Origin of the sequence: Paenibacillus roseus, from assembly GCF_016424485.1 — a bacterium.
GTDB lineage: Bacteria > Bacillota > Bacilli > Paenibacillales > Paenibacillaceae > Paenibacillus_D > Paenibacillus_D roseus.
Genome location: NZ_JAELUP010000113.1, coordinates 22373 through 42008, shown reverse-complemented (window position 1 = coordinate 42008; position 19636 = coordinate 22373). Strand labels below are relative to the sequence as shown.

Genomic DNA, 19636 nt, shown 5'->3' with positions numbered 1-19636 from the left:
AGCATGTACATATAGGAATGGAATCTATTCCAGAAACGAGGCGGTGTTTATGAATAGTCTGGCCGGCCTGATCGACCATACGCTGCTGCGCGCTGACGCTACTTATGATGAAATCATCAAGCTGACGGAGGAGGCCAAGGAGTACGGCTTTGCTTCCGTATGTGTGAATCCCGCATGGGTCAAGACTGCTGCCGGGCAGCTCGCCGGAACTAAGGTCAAAGTGTGTACGGTGATCGGTTTCCCGCTAGGGGCTTCTACCAGCGCCGTCAAAGCCTTCGAAACCCGTAATGCAATTGAGAACGGGGCCGCGGAGATTGATATGGTCATCCCTGTCGGAGCATTGAAGAGCGGACAGCTTGATATAGTGGAGCAGGATATACGAGCGGTTGTCGAAGCGGCGGCGGGCAAGGCGCTGGTGAAGGTCATTATTGAGACCAGTTTGCTAACCGATGAGCAGAAAGTACAAGCTTGCGAGCTGGCAGCAAAAGCAGGGGCAGACTTTGTAAAGACGTCTACTGGCTTCTCGACAGGCGGGGCCACGGCAGCAGATGTGGCATTGATGCGCAATTCCATCAAGCCTGAAATGTCCGTCAAGGCTTCCGGGGGGATACGCAGCTATGATGATGCCAAGACAATGGTCGAGGCCGGTGCTTCGCGCCTTGGATGCAGCTCAGGCGTACAGATTATGAAGGGGCAGCAGTCTGCTTCTTCCTATTAGGTGCATAATGACGGGAATATCAGGTGGAACTGCAAGCTAGAACGACTGTTGGAAAATTGGTCTCATCATGGAAGGGAGCATAGTGAACATGGAAAAGGAATTAATTCATCAGGCATTGGAGGCCCGGAAGCAGGCATACATGCCGTATTCGGGATTCGCAGTCGGAGCGGCTGTTCTGGCGGGGAACAAGCAGATCTATCAAGGCTGCAATATTGAAAATGCCTCCTACGGTTTGACCAACTGCGCGGAGCGCACAGCTATATTCAAAGCGGTATCAGAGGGTCAGCAAAAAATTGAAGCTATCGCAGTCGTAGCGGATACGGACGGTCCTGTATCCCCATGCGGAGCATGCAGACAGGTGCTTGCTGAATTTTGCGACGAGCATACCCGGGTATTTCTCAGCAATCTTCACGGGCATACTGAGGAGTGGACGATGGCGCAACTGCTGCCGGGAGCGTTCAGGGCCGGGGATATGAAAACATAGCCTGCTTGCGGGAAAGGAGCTGGATGTATGATGACATTTCAGCGGGTTCATCTGGTTGTACTGGATTCGGTCGGTATCGGCGAAGCGCCGGATGCCGCTCAATTTGACGATTATGATGTGGATACGCTTGGACATATTGCTGAGGCGACTGGCGGCCTATACATGCCTCACATGGGGCGGCTGGGCTTGTCCAATATTAGGGAGATTGCAGGTGTTGACAAGGCCGACAAGCCACTCGCTTATTATACAAAGATGCAAGAGGCCTCCAGCGGCAAGGATACGATGACGGGTCACTGGGAAATTATGGGCCTCAAGATTGATACGCCCTTCCGTGTTTTCCCGGATGGCTTTCCGGATGAGCTGATCGCCAGGATTGAGCAGCACACCGGACGGAAGGTCATCGGCAACAAGCCGGCCAGCGGAACCGAGATCATTGTCGAACTGGGTGAGGAGCAGCTTGGGACAGGGGCGCTCATTGTCTATACATCTGCCGATTCGGTGCTCCAGATTGCCGCACATGAGGAGGTTATTCCGCTCCAGGAGTTGTACGCGATCTGTGAATATTGCCGGGAGATTACGCGGGAAGACCCTTATATGCTGGGCCGGATTATAGCCCGCCCGTTTATCGGCAAGCCCGGAGCATTCCAACGGACGGCAAATCGGCATGATTATGCGCTCAAGCCGTTTGGCCGCACGGTTATGAATGAGCTGCAGGACGCAGGTTTTGATGTACTTGCGCTGGGAAAAATCAATGATATTTATGATGGGGAGGGCGTGACCCGGGCGGTTCGCACCACGTCCAACGCCGATGGCATGGACCAGTTAATCAAGGTGCTGGATGAATCGTTTAAAGGGCTGAGCTTTCTGAATCTGGTTGATTTTGACGCTGTATACGGACATCGGCGCGATCCTCAAGGGTATGGGCGGGCACTGGAGGAATATGACGCGCGGCTTCCTGAGGTGTTGGAGAAACTGGGTGATGACGATCTGCTCATTATTACGGCGGATCACGGCAATGACCCGACCTACCGGGGGACAGATCATACGCGGGAATATGTTCCGCTGCTTGTGCATTCCCCGCGGTTCCAGAACGGCGGCCGCGAGCTGTCGCTTCGGAAGACGTTTGCCGACATTGGCGCGACAATAGCCAATAACTTCAGCGTGACGATGCCGGAGCATGGCGCCAGCTTTTTGAATGAGTTGAAGTAAAAGGAGGCATCCCCATGAGGATGGTCGATCTGATTCAAAAGAAGCGAGATGGGCACGAATTGTCAACGGAAGAAATCTGTTTCGTTGTGGATGGATATACGAAAGATCAAATTCCGGATTATCAAGTCAGCGCTTTTGCAATGGCAGTGTTCTTTCAGGATATGACAGAGCGGGAGCGGGCCGATCTGACGATGGCGATGGTGCATTCCGGTGATACCATCGACCTTTCCGCTATTGAAGGGGTGAAGGTCGACAAGCATTCAACGGGCGGGGTTGGCGATACGACGACTCTGGTGTTGGCGCCGCTGGTGGCTTCTCTGGACATTCCGGTAGCGAAGATGTCGGGAAGGGGGCTTGGGCACACCGGTGGCACAACCGACAAGCTGGAGGCGATTCCCGGCTTTCATGTGGAGCTGACGTCAGAGGACTTCGTGGGACTTGTCAACAAGAACAAGCTTGCTGTCGTCGGCCAGTCCGGGAATCTCACTCCCGCGGATAAGAAGCTGTACGCCTTGCGGGATGTTACGGCTACAGTGGAGTCGATCCCGCTGATCGCCAGTTCCATTATGAGCAAGAAAATTGCAGCCGGTTCCGATGCCATTGTGCTCGATGTGAAGACAGGGGCGGGAGCTTTCATGAAAACGGTAGAGGATGCCGAAGAGCTGGCACGGGCAATGGTTGGCATCGGCAACCGCGTCGGTCGCAAGACGATGGCGGTCATCTCGGATATGAGCCAGCCGCTCGGATTTGCAATCGGCAATGCGCTGGAAGTGAAAGAAGCCATTGAGACGCTGCAGGGCAAGGGGCCGAAGGATCTGGAGGAGCTGTGCCTGGCGCTTGGTCGGCAGATGGTATATCTTGCAGGAAAGGCCGAGTCACTGGATGAAGCGGAAGAGCTGCTGAAGGAAGCGATCCGCAGCGGGAAGGCGCTGGAGAAGTTCAAGGTATTCGTGGCGAGTCAGGGCGGCGATCCTTCAATTGTTGACCATCCGGAGAAGTTGCCGCAAGCAGCCTATCAAATTGAAGTCAATGCGGATGCCGACGGCTTCGTAGCCAGCATCACAGCTGATGAAATCGGGCGTGCCGCAATGCTTCTGGGGGCTGGAAGAGCAACGAAGGATTCGCTAATTGATCTGGCGGTTGGCATTATGCTGAACCGAAAGGTCGGGGATGCTGTGCAGGCAGGCGAGCCGCTGGCAACGATTCATTCGAATTCGGAGGATGTTGCGGATGTTGTTGAACTGATCCGCGCCAATATCCAGATTCGTGATCACGCAGAAGCGCCGGTATTGGTGTATGCGGAGATCACGGAATAGGTTGCATTAACATGAAACAGAGCTTTTGTCCGTTGAAAGACGGCGAAAGCTCTGTTTGCGTTTGTTTCGGTGACTTGGCTGCTGCCAGCTATACAAGAAATGATTGTATAGGTTTGGTATAGGTCGGGATTGTTATACTTCCCCTGAGAGAATAACGTCAAAATCTGTCGGTTGTTGTTGAACTCAGATTTGCCAAGGCAAATGAAAGGAAGGATTAGAACATGATAGTGCAACGTCAAACGGATTGGTTTAAGCGTCTGGCTCTGCTGTTGGTTATATCGATGACAGCTGCCAGCCTGTCTGCAGTCTGGAGCCCGCGCAATGCATCTGCTGCCGACGGGCCTCGGTTATCTGACCTGGGCAATGTTACTTATGTTGGAGGACATGATCCGGTCACATTGGCCCCGAATGTAAAAGTGAGTGGAGAGGGCACGCTCTCCGGCGGCCTCATCAAATTCAAGGTGGACGACGCGCGGTCAAGCGAGAATTTGTCTGTTAAACGGGTGCAAAATCCGGACAACACAGCAGGCAAGATTTCGATTGTAGGGGATGCTGTATATCTTGGCGATGGCACAATTGCCAAGCAGGTAGGTTCGGTCAACTCTGTGAATAACGGTCAGGGAGGGAAAGAGCTTCAGATTGATTTTTCCACTCCACTGGCGAACGGGGATTTTGAACAGGGCACTGATGCCGGATGGACAATTACGAAGTCCAAAGTAACACTTGGCACATTGGCAACAAAGACCCAAGGGAAGCCGGTAACGATATCCGGCAATGGTCCTTCATATACCGTCTCCGGAAATGTCGTGCAGAATGGAACGTCAACACCTTACTCTTTTTCTACAGACGTTAATTACAGCGGCCGACCTGCCTGGGCAAATGAGGGCGTAGAACGGAGCCTGAACGTTAACGGTAACAACAATTTCAACGCAGCTGTCATTACCGAGAGCGGCAACCAGGTTCTCAGACTGTGGTTCTCGGGCGCTCTGGTTTCCAATTCCAATGCGAATAATGCATACGGAAGCGTATTTGGTCCAGATGCGGTAAGCAGTCCGTTTGCGGCGGAAGCCGGTGACAGCCTGGCCTTTGATTGGAAGGCCGAAAATGGCGGAGACGACTATGAAGTATACGGTTTTTTATATAACGTTGATACCCGGCAGTATACGGAATTAATGTACGGACGCGGATTAAAAAAAGATTGGACGACTTCGCGCGGGACTATTCCGGCTGACGGCAACTACCAGTTCAGATTTGTGGCGGGTTCCTATGATCGAACAGGCGGCTACGGACTTGGCGCTTCTTTGTACATCGACAATGTCCGTGTAGTCGGAACCTCAGTTACTTCAATGGTCGCCCAGAACATTGCCAGACTCGTTAACTATAAGAATACATCTGTAGCCGAAGCCGGACAACGCAAAATTACGGTCACCCTGCACGATGCTGAGCAACTCAAGGATACGGGGACGATACTTGTTGATCTTGTAGCGACGGACGCTTTGAGAAACAGGCTCCATGCAATTCTTGATGCCATTCAGGATGAAAGCGAGTATATCCCTTCGAGATGGACTGAATTGCAAAAGGCAATAGAGGATGCGCAAACGGTGCTGTCCAATGCCAATGCAACCCAGGAACAGGTGGATGAGGCGCTGGGCAAATTGAATACAGCCAAATCCAACCTGGTCGACAAGGCGGTCCTGCAAGCCCGGAAGGATGATCTTTACAAGCTAAAGCCGGATCAATATGATGCGGACAGATGGCAGGCAATGGATGCTGCATTGAAAGCGGCAAAAGAGGTTCTGACTGATGATGATGTTACCCAGACCGATGTTGATGCAGCGCTTGCCAGGCTAAGTGAAGCAAAGGCAGCTCTGGTCGACAAGACTGCACTGGAAGACCGGGTTGCCGAGCTGAAGCCATTGCATTCAGAGGACTATACGCCGGAGAATTTCCAGCTATTGCAGGATGCAATGAATGAAGCGGAAGCGGTATTGGAAGACGATGAGGCCACCCAGGTGGAAGTTAACGATGCTCTGAGCAAGCTGAATGCAGCCCGTCAAGGGTTGGTCGACAAAGAAGGCCTGCTTGGAGCCAAAAATCGGATTGAGACTGAAAATCTGAATTCAGATCATTATACGGAAGCAAGCTGGGATGCCTTGCAGCAGCAGCTTAATGACACCCAAGCGATGCTGGATAACGACAATGCGACTCAAAGAGCAGTCGATGCTGCCAAAGCCAGTCTGAATGCGGCAAGAGATGCATTGGTAAACAAGTATGCTTTGAAGCAAAAAACCGACGAGATCAACCGGTTGCAGGAAACGGACTACTTGCCCGCTAATTGGTTTGTACTCCAGAAAGCTTTGGCGGATGCAGAGCAAGTGCTGGACAACCCGGCTGCATCCCGGCAGGAAATCAATGATGCCCTTGAACACTTGAATGCAGCCCGCCAGGCGCTGGTTGTTAAAGATGCACTGCAAGCGAAGGTGGTTGAGGTAAGAACCCTGGAAGAAACCGATTATGCTCCGGAGGCTTGGCAGGCACTTCTAGAAGCACTGGCAGAAGCGACTGCTGTGCTGGATGATGCCGACACAACCCAGGTTGCTGTGGATGCAGCATGGGGAAAACTGGAGACTGCGCGTCTCGCTCTGGTCGATAAGACGGAACTGCAAGCCCAATATGACGAGATTATCGCTGAAAATTTGAAAGGCGGAAGATATACGACGAAGAGCTGGGCGGCACTTGAGCAGGCATTGGCTGATGCGAAGAGTCTATTGGACAAGGCCAATGCGACTCCGGCCCAGGTGGCGGATGCTTTAAGCAAGTTGGAAGAAGCGCGGCAAGGTTTGGTGCTCATTCCCTATTACCCTTCTGCTCCGACTGGACCAAGCAATGACGGCAAGCAGAAAGTTGCGGTTGATGTGTTGTCTGGTGCAGATAAAGCAGATCGTGCCGTAAAGCTCGATCTGGAGCGTACAAAGCATGAGGACGGCAGACTTACCGACCAGTTGACGCTGAGCCCGGCCAAAATACAAGAAGCGGCCGGTAAGGCAACAGCTCAGGGGGAAAAGGCAGTCCGTATTGTTGTGCCGGGCGGCAAGGATGAAGTGAGCGAGCTTAGGGTTGATGTGCCTTCGGCGACGGTCGACATTTTGAAAAGCAACAAGTTTGATCTGGAAATCCATTCGAGCAGCGGTACGATCAGGTTGCCAAGCAGCTCTATGGAAGGTGTCAGCGATGCATTCTATATCCGTATGACTCTGGTCAACGACGAGAAGCAGCTTAACGACCTCGAGCAGCGTGTGGCGACTTCGGAGCAAGTAAAGCAGCTTGCCGGAACGGATAAGGTGAAGGTCGTATCCCGTCCAGTGAAGATTGATTCGAATCTCGCAGACCTTCCGATTATCGTTACTTTGCCGCTTGCAGGCGTCAAATTGCCAAGCGGTGCTGCGGAACGTGCAGCGTTTTTGAAGGAGCTTGCCATATACATCGAGCATGGAGATGGGAGCAAAGAGCTGTCTCTGGTTGAGCCTGAAATTGTGACACTGGAAAATGGCGAGTTGGCTCTGAAGTTTTCAACGAACAAACTCGGTATTCTTTCGATTGTGCATGTTGAGTCAGAGGAAGCAGATTCACACAAAGCTTATATTCATGCTTACCCGGACGGGCAATTCCGTCCTGACCAAATCGTAACCCGAGCAGAGATGGCTGCAATGCTCGTCAGACTGAGTGGACTTGAAACTGCTGAGCTGAAAGGCAAAGTGTTCGAGGATGTGTCTCCTGCGCACTGGGCCAGTAAGCTGGCCATCCAGGCCAGCGATGCGAACTTGATGAAGGGTTATAAGGATGGCAGCTTCAAGCCGGGAGGCAGCATTACCCGCGCTGAGATGGCAGCTGTTGTCTACAATCAGCTGAAACTTAGCAAATCAGATGAGACAGTTGGCTTGGCGGATGTGCCTGCGGGACATTGGGCAAGCGGCATCATTGCAGCTGTTCAGACAACAGGCCTGATGTCGGTGTTTGCAGACGGAACATTCAAGCCGAACCAGGAGCTGACCCGCGCGGAAGCCATTATGATTTTGAACCGTCTGTTCAACAGAGGTCCGCTGTATGGCGTGCCTACGCCGAGTTGGTCCGATGTTGACATCAGCCACCCGGCATACTTTGATATTGAAGAAGCGTCTACTGATCACGATTTTACGCCCCGCAAAGAAGGCGGAGAACAGTGGGCTTCACGCAAATAAACAAGCGACCCGTTATTTATCGTATTGTCCTTCATAGGACGGCTAAATCTTTTGATGTTTCCCCGCCATTTGTTTGGCGGGGATTTTTTTAATTTTATTTCTGTAGAGTATAGGCGTCACCCGTTTTTCTTTTAGATGGAATCGATTAAAATGTAAAGTAGCTATTTTCATTCGTTCAACTTATATGTTTATATAGATGCGAGTGAACAATTTGCAGATTATAGAAAAACTAGGCATCGTTTTAATTTAATGATAGACTACATAATAGCAGTTCCAAAATCGATTAATTTATGCTGAATCAGGAAGATTGGATAGCAAGGTAGGGATAATCGAATGAAAGCGATACTGGTCGATGACGAAATGTTGGCGCTAATGCAATTAAAAAGAACGTTGGAGAAGGTTGCGGAAGATGTCTGGGTTGCCGGCATGTATACCAACCCGACCGAAGTCATTGATATGGTCAAACAGCTGAAGCCGGACGTCGTCTTTCTCGATGTTAATATGCCTGGAATTAATGGTTTGGAGATGGGGGAGCAGATTCAGACTCAATTGCCGTCGGTTGCCATCGTCTTTGTGACAGGCTACGATCACTATGCTGTACAGGCATTCGAGCTGTGTGCGCTGGACTATATTTTGAAACCGGTTCACCCGGACCGGCTTCGCAAGACGATGGAGCGGCTAACCACGCAGTTGAACATTCCAAATTCGGAGCTGGCTCCCAACATACAGCCAATTTTGACTTGTTTTCAAAGCATGCAGATCCAGCTTCCGGGACAGGAGCCGACGACGATCAAATGGCGGACAACCAAGGCGCAGGAGTTGTTTGCCTATTTGCTTTACAACCGGGATAAAGTTGTTAATCGGGACTTGCTGATAGAGCTTTTATGGTCGGATTGCGACACTGAGCGCGGAGCGACACAACTGTATACGACAGTTTATCTGATCCGACGCATGCTCAAGACGATGAATATTAACATCTCCATTACCAAGGGCCGTCTGGACACAGGCTATAAGCTGGACATAGGCGATGTTCGAATCGATACGGAGGAATGGGAGCAGCAGGTCAAGCTCCTTCAGCCGCTTGGTATGGATACGGTAGAGCAGTATGAACGTGTACTCGGCATGTATAAGGGCGATTACTTAGGAGAATATGGTTACTTGTGGGCAGAGCATGAACGGGAACGCCTGTGTCGTCTGTGGCTCCACCATGTCCAGCAACTGACGGAATTTTACACGGAACACGCTCTCCTCCCTTCGGCTATAAAAATCAACCAGACGGCCCAGCAGCTTTACCCTCTGCATGAAGAGAGTTATTTTAATCTGATGAAATTATATGCTCTAGCAGATAACCGGCCAGGGCTAGAAGAGCAGTATTGGCTCCTCAACTTGCGCCTTGAGCTTGAGATGGGCCTTACGATTAGCGATCCGATTGTCCAATGGTATGAACAGTGGCAGCGGGGCCTGGGCGTGCATAATATCAGGGATCGCTACGCATAAATGTGCGTCTATATGCAGCAATAGCAATGCTGCAAGCGCAGGTGCGACCCATGCCCTCATCCTCTGTGGATCGCTATCAAAGATGGCCTCAGCCGCTATGCTTGTGAGCATAGAAAACGGTGAACTCGAAATGTTTATACACGCAATCTACATCCGCAAAGCCCGCCTGTTTCAGCCAGTTAAGCTGGTCCTCCGGCTTCGCATTGATATCCAGCTCTCTCCGCTTGATTGATGCCTGGATAGAGGCTTCGGAAAGTCCGCTCCCATATACGGATTCCAGCCAGCGTTTGCGGTAATAGGCATCTGCTTGAGGCGTATGGCCTGCGGCCTGGTCGGCATTAATAAAGGAGCCGCCATCTTGCAGCAGGGGATAGATTTTGGAGAACAGCCGCTGCTTCAATGGGTGCGTCAGGTGATGAATGGATAAGGACGAGATGACAAAATCATAGGAACCGGGAAACTCATACTCGGTGTAATCCGCTACAATATATTCTATATTGGCTGTTTGCTTGAAGCGGGCTTGTGCAGCCTCCATCATTTTATCGCTGAGATCGACCAGTGTCAGATGGGCGTTTGGATACTTTTGCAGCACCATGCCTGAGAACAACCCGGTGCCTGCACCCAAATCGAGAATACGGGGAGTGGGATTATCACTCTCGACAAGAGACAAAGCCATACCATAAAAATCATCAAAGCAAGGAATCAACTGTCTCCGTTCGGGATCAAAGTGACTGGCATTGGAATCAAACATCTGCTTTATATGCGGATTCATCTGGTCATCCTCCTCAATCAAGTTGTTTTCATTGTAAAGAAAATGAGAACAAGAGTGAAATATATAAAAAACATTTATTCTATAGGCAATATCTATAAAGGGTTGTCTCTTATGTTCGGTAGGTTTGCCTTTGCTTTGGTGGCATCTTCATGTAAAACAAAAAGAACACTGCGGCTGAAAAAGCGCAGTATCCTCCTATAAATTGAGCTTGATTAAAATTTGGGGTGGTCTACAGCTTCTGGCGGGCAATCTCCGCTCGTGCTTGATCCATATAGGCCCGCTTCTCACCTCGTTTAATCAGTTTCCAATCCTCCTCAATATTTTCTCTCATTCTACGCAGAAGCAGCAGCGCCGTCTCGATCTCCGCAGGAGAGAACCCGTTAAGAGCGACATTCATGGAGTGCTGTTCCTCCATCTTAAGGAAGGCATACAGATTCTGACCTCTCTCGGTTGGATAGAGGTTTAGAATTTTTTTATTTTCGGGATGGTCGGATTTATAAATTATGCCTTGATGCTCCAGTTTCTGAATAGCTCTGGCTGCAGTGGTCCGGTCGACCTTGATCATCTCCGCGAGCTTTTCCTGAATGATGCCGGGATTTTCGCAGATGCGGGCCAGGTAGAGATATTGTCCCTTGGAGAGGTTGTATTCTTTGAACTCTGCATTGCTGATCGTGTCCAGGCAGCGGGCAATCATGCCGATTTCTCGAAGAATTCCTTGCACACTTGTTTCTCCTTTCCTGTTTGAATGGCAGGGACGAGATTGTTTTTAAAAATGTTGTATTTACAACAATAATATTATGATCTATACTCAAGCTAACCTGTGTGAAGATCAACAAAATCTTTAACACTTCTATCATAACGGTTAGGAAAGGAAAGGGAAATACAAGATGAAGGCGATACGCATTACAACAGAGCAGGAATTTGAAGCTGCCTCCCGCATTCGGAAGGTTGTTTTTTGTGAAGAGCAGGGTGTGCCGGAAGAAAATGAATTTGACGAGTATGATGTCGATCCGTCGACAGACCATATTTTAGTGTACGTTGAGGGACAGCCTGCTGCTGTCGGGCGTTTGCGTGTTGTAGGCGACGCAGGCAAGCTGGAGCGGATATGTGTGTTGGCTTCGCATCGCAAATATGGACTTGGCAAAGCCGTTGTAGAGAAACTGGAGAGTCTGGCCATGGAAAAAGGCTTGAAAAAAGCCAAGCTGAATGCCCAAGTACAAGCAGAGAATTTCTATAAGCGGTTGGGTTATGCTGTTGTCTCGGATGTATTCATGGAAGAGAACATTCCCCATGTTACGATGACGAAAGAATGGGCGTAAGGCTGGGCAAGCGCCAGCTCATGCTGTTTTTCTCAGGGTTGCTTATCCTGACGCTTGGCGTTGCGCTAACCGTACAATCCCGTCGGGGTACTGGTCCTTTCGATGCGGTGCTGGTCGGGCTATCGAGAACGTTTGGACTGACGATTGGCAACTGGGAGATTATACTGGGGCTCATCATGGTTGTCACCAATGCGCTGATGTCCGGGAAGCGGCCGGAATACCTGGGGGTATTAACTGCGCTGGTCACGGGACTTGGGATTGATCTATGGCTATTTTTAGTTGCCGAGTGGCTGCAGCCTGAATGGTGGATTGCCCGACTGGGCGTATTTTCGGCGGGAATGCTGCTAACGGGGCTGGGTACTGCGGTTTATCTGTGCGCACATTTTGCGCCGATGCCATTTGACCGGCTGATGCTGATTATCCGTCAGAAATCCGGGTGGAGCGTTGCAAGAGCGCGGATCGTGATTCAAATCGTCTGCATTATTCTAGCCTTCTTCCTGGGAGGGTCAATTGGACCAGGAACCGTGCTCGCCGCTTGTCTCAGCGGTCTCATTATCGGTTATTTTATGAAAGTGTTCAAGCATGACCGGCCTTTCTCTTATAAAAATAATAACAGCCTATAACTGTGATGGAAATAAGTTATAGGCTGTTATTTCGGCTCAAAACCCAAATTAGTGGTTGGTCTCTAGGTGGAGGTGGCGCTGCGTGGCAGAGGATTCTTCCGATCGCTGTTAAAGCCCGATTTCTTTATATGATAGAGGCTAGCAGAGGAAATCGGGCTTTAAAAGGCGAGCGCTTCGCTTCTCCAGAATTCCTCTGCCTCTACGCTGTTCTCTGCCCTATGTGAACCACTAATTTTTAGGTTGAGCCGTTATTTCTTTTAAATTTTTTAAATATGTATAAAACCAAGAAAATACTACCCGCACCAAGGATAAATATTCTATCTAGTTTGATATTCATTTCAATATTGCTTGTAACGTTAGGATCACTATAAAAAAGATATTTGTTGTAAAAGAAATGATATTCAATATGGTAAGGACGACCTGAAGCATTCATAACAATGGTGCTGCTTGTAAGGTCTACCACCCAGCACAGTAAAAAGTAGGCTAGCAACAGAATAGATATTGCGACTAATTTTCTACTCATTTGTCCAAACTTCGTGATTTGACCCAGACGCTATTAAATTGTTTTTTTCCATGATCAATCCTCCCTGATAAGATAGATCCAATAAGAAAAAATATTCCAATATGTTAATGATTATACCTGGCACATTCAGTCAATGATCCTATTTTCATAGTCTCTTTTAGCTTCGAGATTGGATTTGAAAAAAACAAAACAGGGAGCTCTTAAGAGCCCCCTTGTCAGTTGAATTAGTAAACCAGAGAGAACAGACCGTTGATGTGCGACAGGTAGCGGACGTTGCTTGCTTCCTTCATCAGGGTAGCAGGCGTACCTTTCAGCTTCAGCTGATTGCCGCCGATAGTACCGATGGCGTCTTTTCTGCCCAGGCTCGCCAGTGTTCCGGAGAATACTGGATCGAAGGCTTTTTGCGGCAGGCCCTTGGAGACTGCGTACAGGTTGTAGCCAACAGCCTCACCCATTTGCCATGCGACTTGTGCGCTTGGAGGGTAAGGACGGCCTTCCGGTCCGAATACAACTGCGCTGTCACCAGCCAAATAAACTTCTGGATGGGAAGTGGATTGCAAGAATTCGTTAACAGTTGCGCGTCCACGATTAACTTCAACGCCGGACTCTGCAACAAGCGGATTGCCGGTTACTCCGCCAGTCCATACGAGTGTGTTGGTTTCGATGGAGGAACCGTCTTTAAGCAGTACTTTGCTGCCTTGAACTTCGGTAACGGCAACGCCGATCAGGAATTTTACACCGCGGTTCTCCAGGGAAATCTTCGCGCGCTCAACCAGGTCAGGCGCAAAGCCAGCCAGGATGGAAGGTGCAGCTTCAACACAATAAAGGGAAATTTCATTGAAATCCACGCCTTTTTCTTCGCAAACTTTAGGCAGTTTATCCACCAGTTCACCGATCAGCTCGATACCGGACAGGCCGCCGCCGCCGATTACGATGTTGGCGTCCGCAGGGTTTTTGGATTTTGCATAAGCATCCAAACGTGCTTCTACGTGTGCACGGATACGGTTTGCATCCTCAACGGATTTGAGTGTCATGCTGTATTCTTGCAAACCAGGGATGCCGAAGAATGCTGTTTCGCTTCCCAAAGCGATAACGAGGTTATCATAGGAAGTCGTGCTGCCGCCAGCAAGCTTGACTTGCTTCTGCTTCAGATCAATGCTTTGTACAGAGTCGATCACCAGGTTTACGGACTTGCCTTTCAGAAGCTTGCTCAAAGGCAGTGCAACGTTGCGCTCATCCAGGCCGCCAACTGCAAGACGATGCAGCTCAGTTACGATCTGGTGGGAAGGGATTTTATTAATAACGGTAATGGTTGCTTCTTGTTCAGAAAAATGTTTGCGGGCAGTCAGTGCGGTCAGAAGTCCGCCATAGCCTCCACCCAAGATTAGAATATGCTTCGACATACTTATCCTCCGTTCTAATTATGTTCCGATCAGATTAACGTTGCTTTTGACGCTCGGCTTGCACATCCAGGAACGCTTGCGCAAAGCGCAACGTCTTTTGAACTTGAGGGTCTTTCAGCATTCTAAGCAAACCAAACAATCCAATGGAGGTTTGTTCAGATTGAGCACGGTCGCCCGCTTCTACAGCTGCGGAAGCAATGCCCTTGGCTTTATCCGTAATCGGCTTTACAAACTCCGACAGACCACCTGCGAAATCGTTGATCAATACTTTGTCTGTAGCTACAGTCTGGGCAATATCATATGCCTTGGTCATAATTGTAACCATCTCTGCGAGCTTCGGCAGATGCTCGACCAGCTCAGTCAGGGACTTCTGAACCTCCGGCTTCATAAGCTGATCCAGAATATCCAGCTCTCCGCGTGCGGAACCTGAAGCTTCTCCTACCGGTTGTTGCGTTAATGTATCCGACATTTAAAACAGCCTCCCATGCTTGAATGAACCACTCTTTTTTTTCCTGCGCGAGCTTAGATGCTTTAGACTGATCTATAGATTGCTTATCACAAGTTGTGATAAATTTCACAATAGGGCCAGAATAAGGGCATACAAAGGCTGGAATAAGAATGGCTTGATCACATTTACGTCCATTTTAGACCTATTTCAGCTGAACTGCAATTATAAATTTTAAATTGGACAAAATTTTATTTTTTATACCGGATAAGTCTGGATTAATTTCATTTAAAATGTTATTTTTCTAGCGGGCATAGTTTGACAAATGACCGATACGGACATATGGGAAAAGCCTTGCTCCTATCCACGAAGCAGAGGCTTTGTTCGTATGCTTAAGTTTTCTTAGCAAAGGTTAGCCGGGCCTCCCTGGTGGAAGGGTCCCAGGCCAAGCTAATGTTGTTCTTGTCACAGTATTGGCGCAAAGACACCAGCTTGCTGGTTTTGCCGCTCTTGCCTGAGCCTTCAAAGGAAGCTTCCGTTAGGTTTTTCAAATGATTGATCACAATCCGCGGGTTCTCCTTGACGTCGGCGCCGTTGACCCGGAACCCGTTCACATCCTTGCTGGAGTTGATCCCTTTCCTGACGGTAAAGGAGATGTGAATGTTCAGTGATTTCAATAATTCCAGCACATCTTGGTTGAATGCGCCATAAGGGAAGGCGATAATACTGTCCGTGTTGCCCAGTTCTTCCTTTAGCCGCTCCTCCGCTTTAACCAGATCATCGGTGATCCGCTTCTTATACTCCTCCTGAGTCTCTTTGCGGTCCTCATTGTCGAGGTACATCGGCTGCGTCAGCGCAGGCTTCGTGCGGCCTTTTTTATCGACATTAATGTACAGATGGGAATTGTACGTATGATTGTAGAAGGTCATGCCTTCTTTTTTCATCTCGCGCATCTGATCCCAGGTCATCTTCGGCACGCCGATTCGGTGGTCGACGAAGGAGACGATAACAAAGTTGGTTGCCGGGTACCCGTATTTTTTCAGAATCGGGTAAGCCAGGGTGTAAAAGCTCTCATATCCGTCATCAAAAGTAATGAGCACCGCGTTGTCAGGCACTGCCTTCTGCTGCAGCATAAAATCGGAATATTCTTTCATGCTGATGACATGGAAGCCATTGGTTTTCAAAAGTTCCATCTGCTCTTCAAAGTCCTTGACCGACAGAGCCGTCTTGGTCGTCTCGCCTTCCGTAACGTCATGGTACATCAACACAGCAACCTGATTTTTAAAGTAGACGGTTCCCTCTACATGCTCTGCGGGCGGTTCCTCGCCGTTCTCGACCGCTTTCTTCAGAAATTCTGAAGGAACCATCAGTCTGCCTTCGGAATTGACGGCTGCACCGGTATCGTTCCAGACCTTCCCATTGACCACGATCTTAATGGAAGGGTCGGGCTCTAGCTGTTCTTCCGCTTTACCGCAGGCACTCAGTATCATGGATGCGATCAGTACAAATGAAAGCAAGACTATCCATGGCTTGCGTGTGGTTTGCATTCCTCACTCTCCTCCTAACTACTATATTGTATTATAAACGATAGCGCTTAACAGTTCGACTGTATTTCGCTCAAAGCAGCTCAAGGGCCTCCGTATTATGGGAGGCCTTGTGCGCGTGATGCCTTATGAAAGTAAAATTCTATGAGTAACTGTCAATTACTTGTTCTCACCATTGATTGGCAGGAACAAAAAATTAAGCGGCAAATTGCTGCCGGAAGCGATAATCAAAGTCAGATTGACGGTTTCTTCTGTATTCCCTGTGCGGTACAGTACACCTACATCATTAGGGTCCTTCAGAATGCTTCTCTCGACAGCCTGCACAACTTTGTCGTTTACGAGCAAAGCGCCGGCATAATGACCGCCGCGGGCATTGAGACCAATTAGCGTATTAGGCGCAACTTTCACTTGCAGATTGTAGCGGACGCCGGTGTTTCCTTTGTTGTTCTCCGGTAGACCTAACATGGAATCCATCCCATCCAGGAAGGTATCCTGCTTCAGGTCGCCGATGACAATGCGCTGGGATTTATAGCCTAGTGTCTCGTCGACAAGAAGAGAACGGTTGGCGTTCTCGAATGTGCCGCGTACGTGGCGCCCATCCCGGTCAAGCTTTTTGAGCTCCGGTAAAACTTCAAATATATCCTTGTTCGGATGCGCATCGGCGTCTACAGCAGCGACTGTAAATTGCAGCTCATCGCTAGTTGTAATCTCGGTGTAGGACGTCATGATCAGATTTGGTTTTAATGGCGTTGAAGCGACTTCAGGCAGGACGACGATGGACTCCCCTGGATTCACGACCACTTTATCGCGTGGCGTACCGTGCGCGAGATCGTCCAGGAAGCGAGCTACAGCATTCTTGCCGCTGGTCGATACGTATGTTGTCGGTCCGCCTTTGCCAAAGGCATCGATATTATACGTTACTGGATGGTCCAGGTTGTTGGTGGCAACCAGATAAATGGTCAGCGCTTTGCCCGAACGGTTTCCGTTATGAATGTTGATGCGGAATTTGCCCGAGATCGTATCCTGATAAGCAATGCCCTCCTCCAGGAAATATTCCGGACTATTGCTGCGAATCAGGGTCATCGGCTGTGACTCAATCTCATAGGATACGGATTCCATGCGCAATACGCGTGTGCCATCGAATGTATATTTCTCGCCAACCGGCGTATAGAGCAGATTGAACTCCTCTTCGGAGTGCATAGTCTCTTCCGTAATTCGGATTTCCTTGGTCACGGAGCTGGTCAGACCATGGTTGTTGGTAACATTCAACGTAATGAGAACAAAGCCCGGACGGAAAAATGCGCGTTCCCTGCCTGTCCATTCGGTCTTGACAATAGTCCCGTTATCGTCATAGCTTTCATTAGAGTATTGGATCGGCTCACCCATCTTATATTCGGTTTTGTCTGTGGAAAACTGTGCAACAGGGGGCGTTTTTACCTCTGGTTTTTCTTTGTTCCAGGTGAGGACAAAGGAGTTGCCGGATACGACAAAACGGCTGCCTGTAATTTCCGACCAGGTACGAATCGGAACCATCATGCTGCCTTGTTGGGTGAACAGTTCACCGGAAGCAGTCTGAACGTTGCCGTTTACTTTATATTGCTTGGTATTGGCTGCAAAACGGACTTCCAGATCGCCCTTGATTGCAATGGATTCCTTGGAAGTCGCGTCATAGGATAACTGGAAGCCGTAAAGCTTGGCAATTGTGCTTAATGGAATGTAGTTTGCGCCCTGTGCATAGGTCACAGGCTGTACGGCGGAAGAGGATTGTCCATTGAATTGAAAGGCTGCGTTGTTCTGCTGGAACTGCAAAGTATTTAGTTCCTCGGCCCCGCCGGCTCCCCAGGCGGTAACCCCGGTAAATGGTGAAGCAAGCAGCATGGAACCGATAGTGACTTTAGCTAATTGTTTTTGAATTCTTTTCATATATCGCGTTTCTCCTTTTAAGCTATATAAGCTGAACGAATAGAAAATAAAACATCATCTAAAAGATGAATACCCAAAATATGACGCAAAGCAACACGGAAGGTTGCGGAATTGCAAAAAAATTTGCATAACTGTCACAATTAGCTCTCGGTATTGTGGCGCTGAAGCCTATAAAAAACTAAATTCTAGTAATAAGGGAGGTGAAGTAAGAATTTAGGAAGTTATTGGTACTTAATTCAAATTGACGGCTTATAGATGCTGCTATATGATTAATTTAACAATTTTGTTAACTGGACAATAATTTACGGACGCAGTAGTTGATTGTAAGAATAGAATGCTGGGCGGCACAAACGTTTAGGCGGTTGATTAAGATGGGATACGGCAGGAATGCTGTCCCGGGAATCTGCATGAGACCGCTTTGACGAGGAGGTAAGTCATGAAAGCGATATTGATCGATGACGAAGAGCTTGCTCTCATGCAGCTTGAGAGACTGCTTCGGGATGACGGGCGATATCAAGTATCCGGCAAATACACGACGGCCCGAGCCGGTCTGGAGCACCTGGCAAGAGAACAAGCAGACGTTGTGTTTCTGGATATCGGCATGCCGGGAATTGGCGGATTGGAGGCTGGGGAGAAAATCCGGGAACTCAACCGCAATGTACACATTGTCTATATCACCGCCTACTCGGATTATGCACTGGAAGCCTTCGAGCTTCAGGCATTGGATTACCTGCTCAAGCCGGTCAACCCGGCCCGCTTCGTAAAAACACTCGACCGAATTCTAATGTACTCACCTGTCAGCCGGCATCTGGAGGACAAGCAAGCCGGAACTTTTCATATTCAGTGTTTTCAAAGATTGGAGCTTACAGGCATTGCCAAGCTGCGCTGGCGGACCAACAAGACTCAGGAGCTTTTTGCTTTTTTGCTTCATTATAAGAATAAATGGGTTTCAAAGGATCAAATTTTGGAGGAGTTGTGGGGCGCCTACGAGCAGGATCGTTCCATTACCCACTTGCATACCTCGATCTATCAGATTCGTAAAATGCTCAAAGATGAAGACATCCAAGCGACAGTAGAGTATGCCCAAGACAGCTACCGGCTTGCTGCAACGGACATGATGACAGATGTGGAGGAATTTGAGTCGGCTTGTCTAAATGACGGGGTTGCTACAGAGCAGGATAGAACCAGGGCAATCGACGCTATGGCTCTGTACAAGGGAGACTACCTGGCTGAACATGACTATGATTGGTCGAAGCCGCGGCGACGGGAGCTGCTTCGGAAGTATATCGGTTGCTCTCTTGCCCTTGTCCGTTATGAAATGGACACGGAGCGGGAAGAGCAAGCGGTAAAACGGCTGGAAATTTTGCAGGAAAGTGATCCGTATTCAGAAGAAATTTGCAGGCATATCTTGCTGGGCTATGCCAAACTGAACAATGGTCCGGCCGTACGCCAGCATTATGAAGCGTTTGCCTCCATTCTCAGAAGCGATCTCGGCATTAAGCCGTCGCCCCAAACAGAAGCATTATATGACAAGTGCCTGGAGTCCTTTTCTTTGTAACCGTGGATATGAAACCCGTAAACGGAAAGAGGGATTTATAACAGCTATACAGACAATGGAATAC

Annotated in this window: 16 protein-coding genes; 9 read left to right on the top strand and 7 right to left on the bottom strand. The window is 49.2% G+C overall.

Annotated features, from left to right (window positions below; translation table 11 throughout):
- Window positions 1-49: 49 nt before the first annotated feature.
- The 6 genes from deoC (at window position 50) to JFN88_RS22560 (ending at window position 9462) form a co-directional block, all read left to right on the top strand.
- Window positions 50-718, top strand: coding sequence for a deoxyribose-phosphate aldolase (gene deoC / locus JFN88_RS22585; protein WP_199021614.1), 669 nt, complete (start codon window positions 50-52; stop codon window positions 716-718).
- Window positions 719-806: 88 nt separating this feature from the next.
- A complete protein-coding gene (locus tag JFN88_RS22580) occupies window positions 807-1202 on the top strand; it encodes a cytidine deaminase (protein WP_199021613.1) in 396 nt (131 codons plus the stop codon).
- A 27-nt stretch (window positions 1203-1229) separates the two neighbouring features.
- Window positions 1230-2411: a phosphopentomutase gene (gene deoB, locus JFN88_RS22575; protein ID WP_199021612.1), complete on the top strand. Its 1182-nt coding sequence runs from the start codon at window positions 1230-1232 to the stop codon at window positions 2409-2411.
- A gap of 14 nt (window positions 2412-2425) precedes the next feature.
- Window positions 2426-3727: a pyrimidine-nucleoside phosphorylase gene (locus tag JFN88_RS22570; RefSeq protein ID WP_199021611.1), complete on the top strand. Its 1302-nt coding sequence runs from the start codon at window positions 2426-2428 to the stop codon at window positions 3725-3727.
- A 221-nt stretch (window positions 3728-3948) separates the two neighbouring features.
- The gene (locus JFN88_RS22565; RefSeq protein ID WP_199021610.1) at window positions 3949-7965 is read left to right on the top strand and encodes an S-layer homology domain-containing protein; all 4017 of its coding nucleotides are present in this window, start codon (window positions 3949-3951) and stop codon (window positions 7963-7965) included.
- A gap of 333 nt (window positions 7966-8298) precedes the next feature.
- Window positions 8299-9462, top strand: coding sequence for a response regulator (locus JFN88_RS22560; RefSeq protein ID WP_199021609.1), 1164 nt, complete (start codon window positions 8299-8301; stop codon window positions 9460-9462).
- 88 nt (window positions 9463-9550) lie between these two features.
- Here the strand turns inward: JFN88_RS22560 and JFN88_RS22555 are convergent, their stop codons facing one another.
- Together JFN88_RS22555 and JFN88_RS22550 are read right to left on the bottom strand one after the other, a co-directional pair.
- Window positions 9551-10234 (bottom strand): class I SAM-dependent methyltransferase, encoded by a 684-nt coding sequence (locus JFN88_RS22555; protein ID WP_199021608.1) that lies wholly within the window; start codon window positions 10232-10234, stop codon window positions 9551-9553.
- 229 nt (window positions 10235-10463) lie between these two features.
- Entirely contained in the window at window positions 10464-10955 is a 492-nt protein-coding gene (locus JFN88_RS22550; RefSeq protein ID WP_199021607.1) for a MarR family winged helix-turn-helix transcriptional regulator, read from the bottom strand.
- A 166-nt stretch (window positions 10956-11121) separates the two neighbouring features.
- Here JFN88_RS22550 and JFN88_RS22545 point away from each other — a divergent pair, with 166 nt between their 5' ends.
- Entirely contained in the window at window positions 11122-11553 is a 432-nt protein-coding gene (locus tag JFN88_RS22545) for a GNAT family N-acetyltransferase (RefSeq protein WP_199021606.1), read from the top strand.
- The gene (locus JFN88_RS22540; RefSeq protein ID WP_199021605.1) at window positions 11544-12176 is read left to right on the top strand and encodes a YczE/YyaS/YitT family protein; all 633 of its coding nucleotides are present in this window, start codon (window positions 11544-11546) and stop codon (window positions 12174-12176) included. The genes JFN88_RS22545 and JFN88_RS22540 overlap by 10 nt, the downstream gene beginning before the upstream one ends.
- Window positions 12177-12411: 235 nt before the next feature.
- On the opposite strand, the gene JFN88_RS22535 is transcribed toward JFN88_RS22540, so the two are convergent.
- The 5 genes from JFN88_RS22535 to JFN88_RS22515 all read right to left on the bottom strand — a co-directional run bounded on the left by JFN88_RS22535 (window position 12412) and on the right by JFN88_RS22515 (window position 18014).
- Window positions 12412-12699 (bottom strand): hypothetical protein, encoded by a 288-nt coding sequence (locus tag JFN88_RS22535; RefSeq protein WP_199021604.1) that lies wholly within the window; start codon window positions 12697-12699, stop codon window positions 12412-12414.
- 224 nt (window positions 12700-12923) lie between these two features.
- Window positions 12924-14102 carry an NAD(P)/FAD-dependent oxidoreductase gene (locus JFN88_RS22530; protein WP_199021603.1) on the bottom strand — a complete coding sequence of 393 codons (1179 nt, stop codon included), beginning with the start codon at window positions 14100-14102 and terminating at the stop codon, window positions 12924-12926.
- Between the two features lie 34 nt (window positions 14103-14136).
- Entirely contained in the window at window positions 14137-14571 is a 435-nt protein-coding gene (locus tag JFN88_RS22525; RefSeq protein WP_199021602.1) for a DUF1641 domain-containing protein, read from the bottom strand.
- Window positions 14572-14939: 368 nt separating this feature from the next.
- The gene (locus JFN88_RS22520) at window positions 14940-16094 is read right to left on the bottom strand and encodes a polysaccharide deacetylase family protein (protein ID WP_199021601.1); all 1155 of its coding nucleotides are present in this window, start codon (window positions 16092-16094) and stop codon (window positions 14940-14942) included.
- Window positions 16095-16250: 156 nt separating this feature from the next.
- Window positions 16251-18014 carry a stalk domain-containing protein gene (locus JFN88_RS22515; protein WP_199021600.1) on the bottom strand — a complete coding sequence of 588 codons (1764 nt, stop codon included), beginning with the start codon at window positions 18012-18014 and terminating at the stop codon, window positions 16251-16253.
- A 436-nt stretch (window positions 18015-18450) separates the two neighbouring features.
- Between JFN88_RS22515 and JFN88_RS22510 the strand changes: the two genes are divergently transcribed.
- Window positions 18451-19572, top strand: coding sequence for a response regulator (locus tag JFN88_RS22510; protein WP_199021599.1), 1122 nt, complete (start codon window positions 18451-18453; stop codon window positions 19570-19572).
- Window positions 19573-19636: the final 64 nt, after the last annotated feature.

What these genes read in the sequence shown, in the direction of transcription:
- deoC (WP_199021614.1), top strand. Translation starts at nt 50, where the DNA reads ATGAATAGTCTGGCCGGCCTGATCGACCATACGCTGCTGCGCGCTGAC.
- JFN88_RS22580 (WP_199021613.1), top strand. Translation starts at nt 807, where the DNA reads ATGGAAAAGGAATTAATTCATCAGGCATTGGAGGCCCGGAAGCAGGCA.
- deoB (WP_199021612.1), top strand. Translation starts at nt 1,230, where the DNA reads ATGATGACATTTCAGCGGGTTCATCTGGTTGTACTGGATTCGGTCGGT.
- JFN88_RS22570 (WP_199021611.1), top strand. Translation starts at nt 2,426, where the DNA reads ATGAGGATGGTCGATCTGATTCAAAAGAAGCGAGATGGGCACGAATTG.
- JFN88_RS22565 (WP_199021610.1), top strand. Translation starts at nt 3,949, where the DNA reads ATGATAGTGCAACGTCAAACGGATTGGTTTAAGCGTCTGGCTCTGCTG.
- JFN88_RS22560 (WP_199021609.1), top strand. Translation starts at nt 8,299, where the DNA reads ATGAAAGCGATACTGGTCGATGACGAAATGTTGGCGCTAATGCAATTA.
- JFN88_RS22555 (WP_199021608.1), bottom strand. Translation starts at nt 10,234, where the DNA reads ATGAATCCGCATATAAAGCAGATGTTTGATTCCAATGCCAGTCACTTT.
- JFN88_RS22545 (WP_199021606.1), top strand. Translation starts at nt 11,122, where the DNA reads ATGAAGGCGATACGCATTACAACAGAGCAGGAATTTGAAGCTGCCTCC.
- JFN88_RS22540 (WP_199021605.1), top strand. Translation starts at nt 11,544, where the DNA reads ATGGGCGTAAGGCTGGGCAAGCGCCAGCTCATGCTGTTTTTCTCAGGG.
- JFN88_RS22535 (WP_199021604.1), bottom strand. Translation starts at nt 12,699, where the DNA reads ATGAGTAGAAAATTAGTCGCAATATCTATTCTGTTGCTAGCCTACTTT.
- JFN88_RS22530 (WP_199021603.1), bottom strand. Translation starts at nt 14,102, where the DNA reads ATGTCGAAGCATATTCTAATCTTGGGTGGAGGCTATGGCGGACTTCTG.
- JFN88_RS22525 (WP_199021602.1), bottom strand. Translation starts at nt 14,571, where the DNA reads ATGTCGGATACATTAACGCAACAACCGGTAGGAGAAGCTTCAGGTTCC.
- JFN88_RS22520 (WP_199021601.1), bottom strand. Translation starts at nt 16,094, where the DNA reads ATGCAAACCACACGCAAGCCATGGATAGTCTTGCTTTCATTTGTACTG.
- JFN88_RS22515 (WP_199021600.1), bottom strand. Translation starts at nt 18,014, where the DNA reads ATGAAAAGAATTCAAAAACAATTAGCTAAAGTCACTATCGGTTCCATG.
- JFN88_RS22510 (WP_199021599.1), top strand. Translation starts at nt 18,451, where the DNA reads ATGAAAGCGATATTGATCGATGACGAAGAGCTTGCTCTCATGCAGCTT.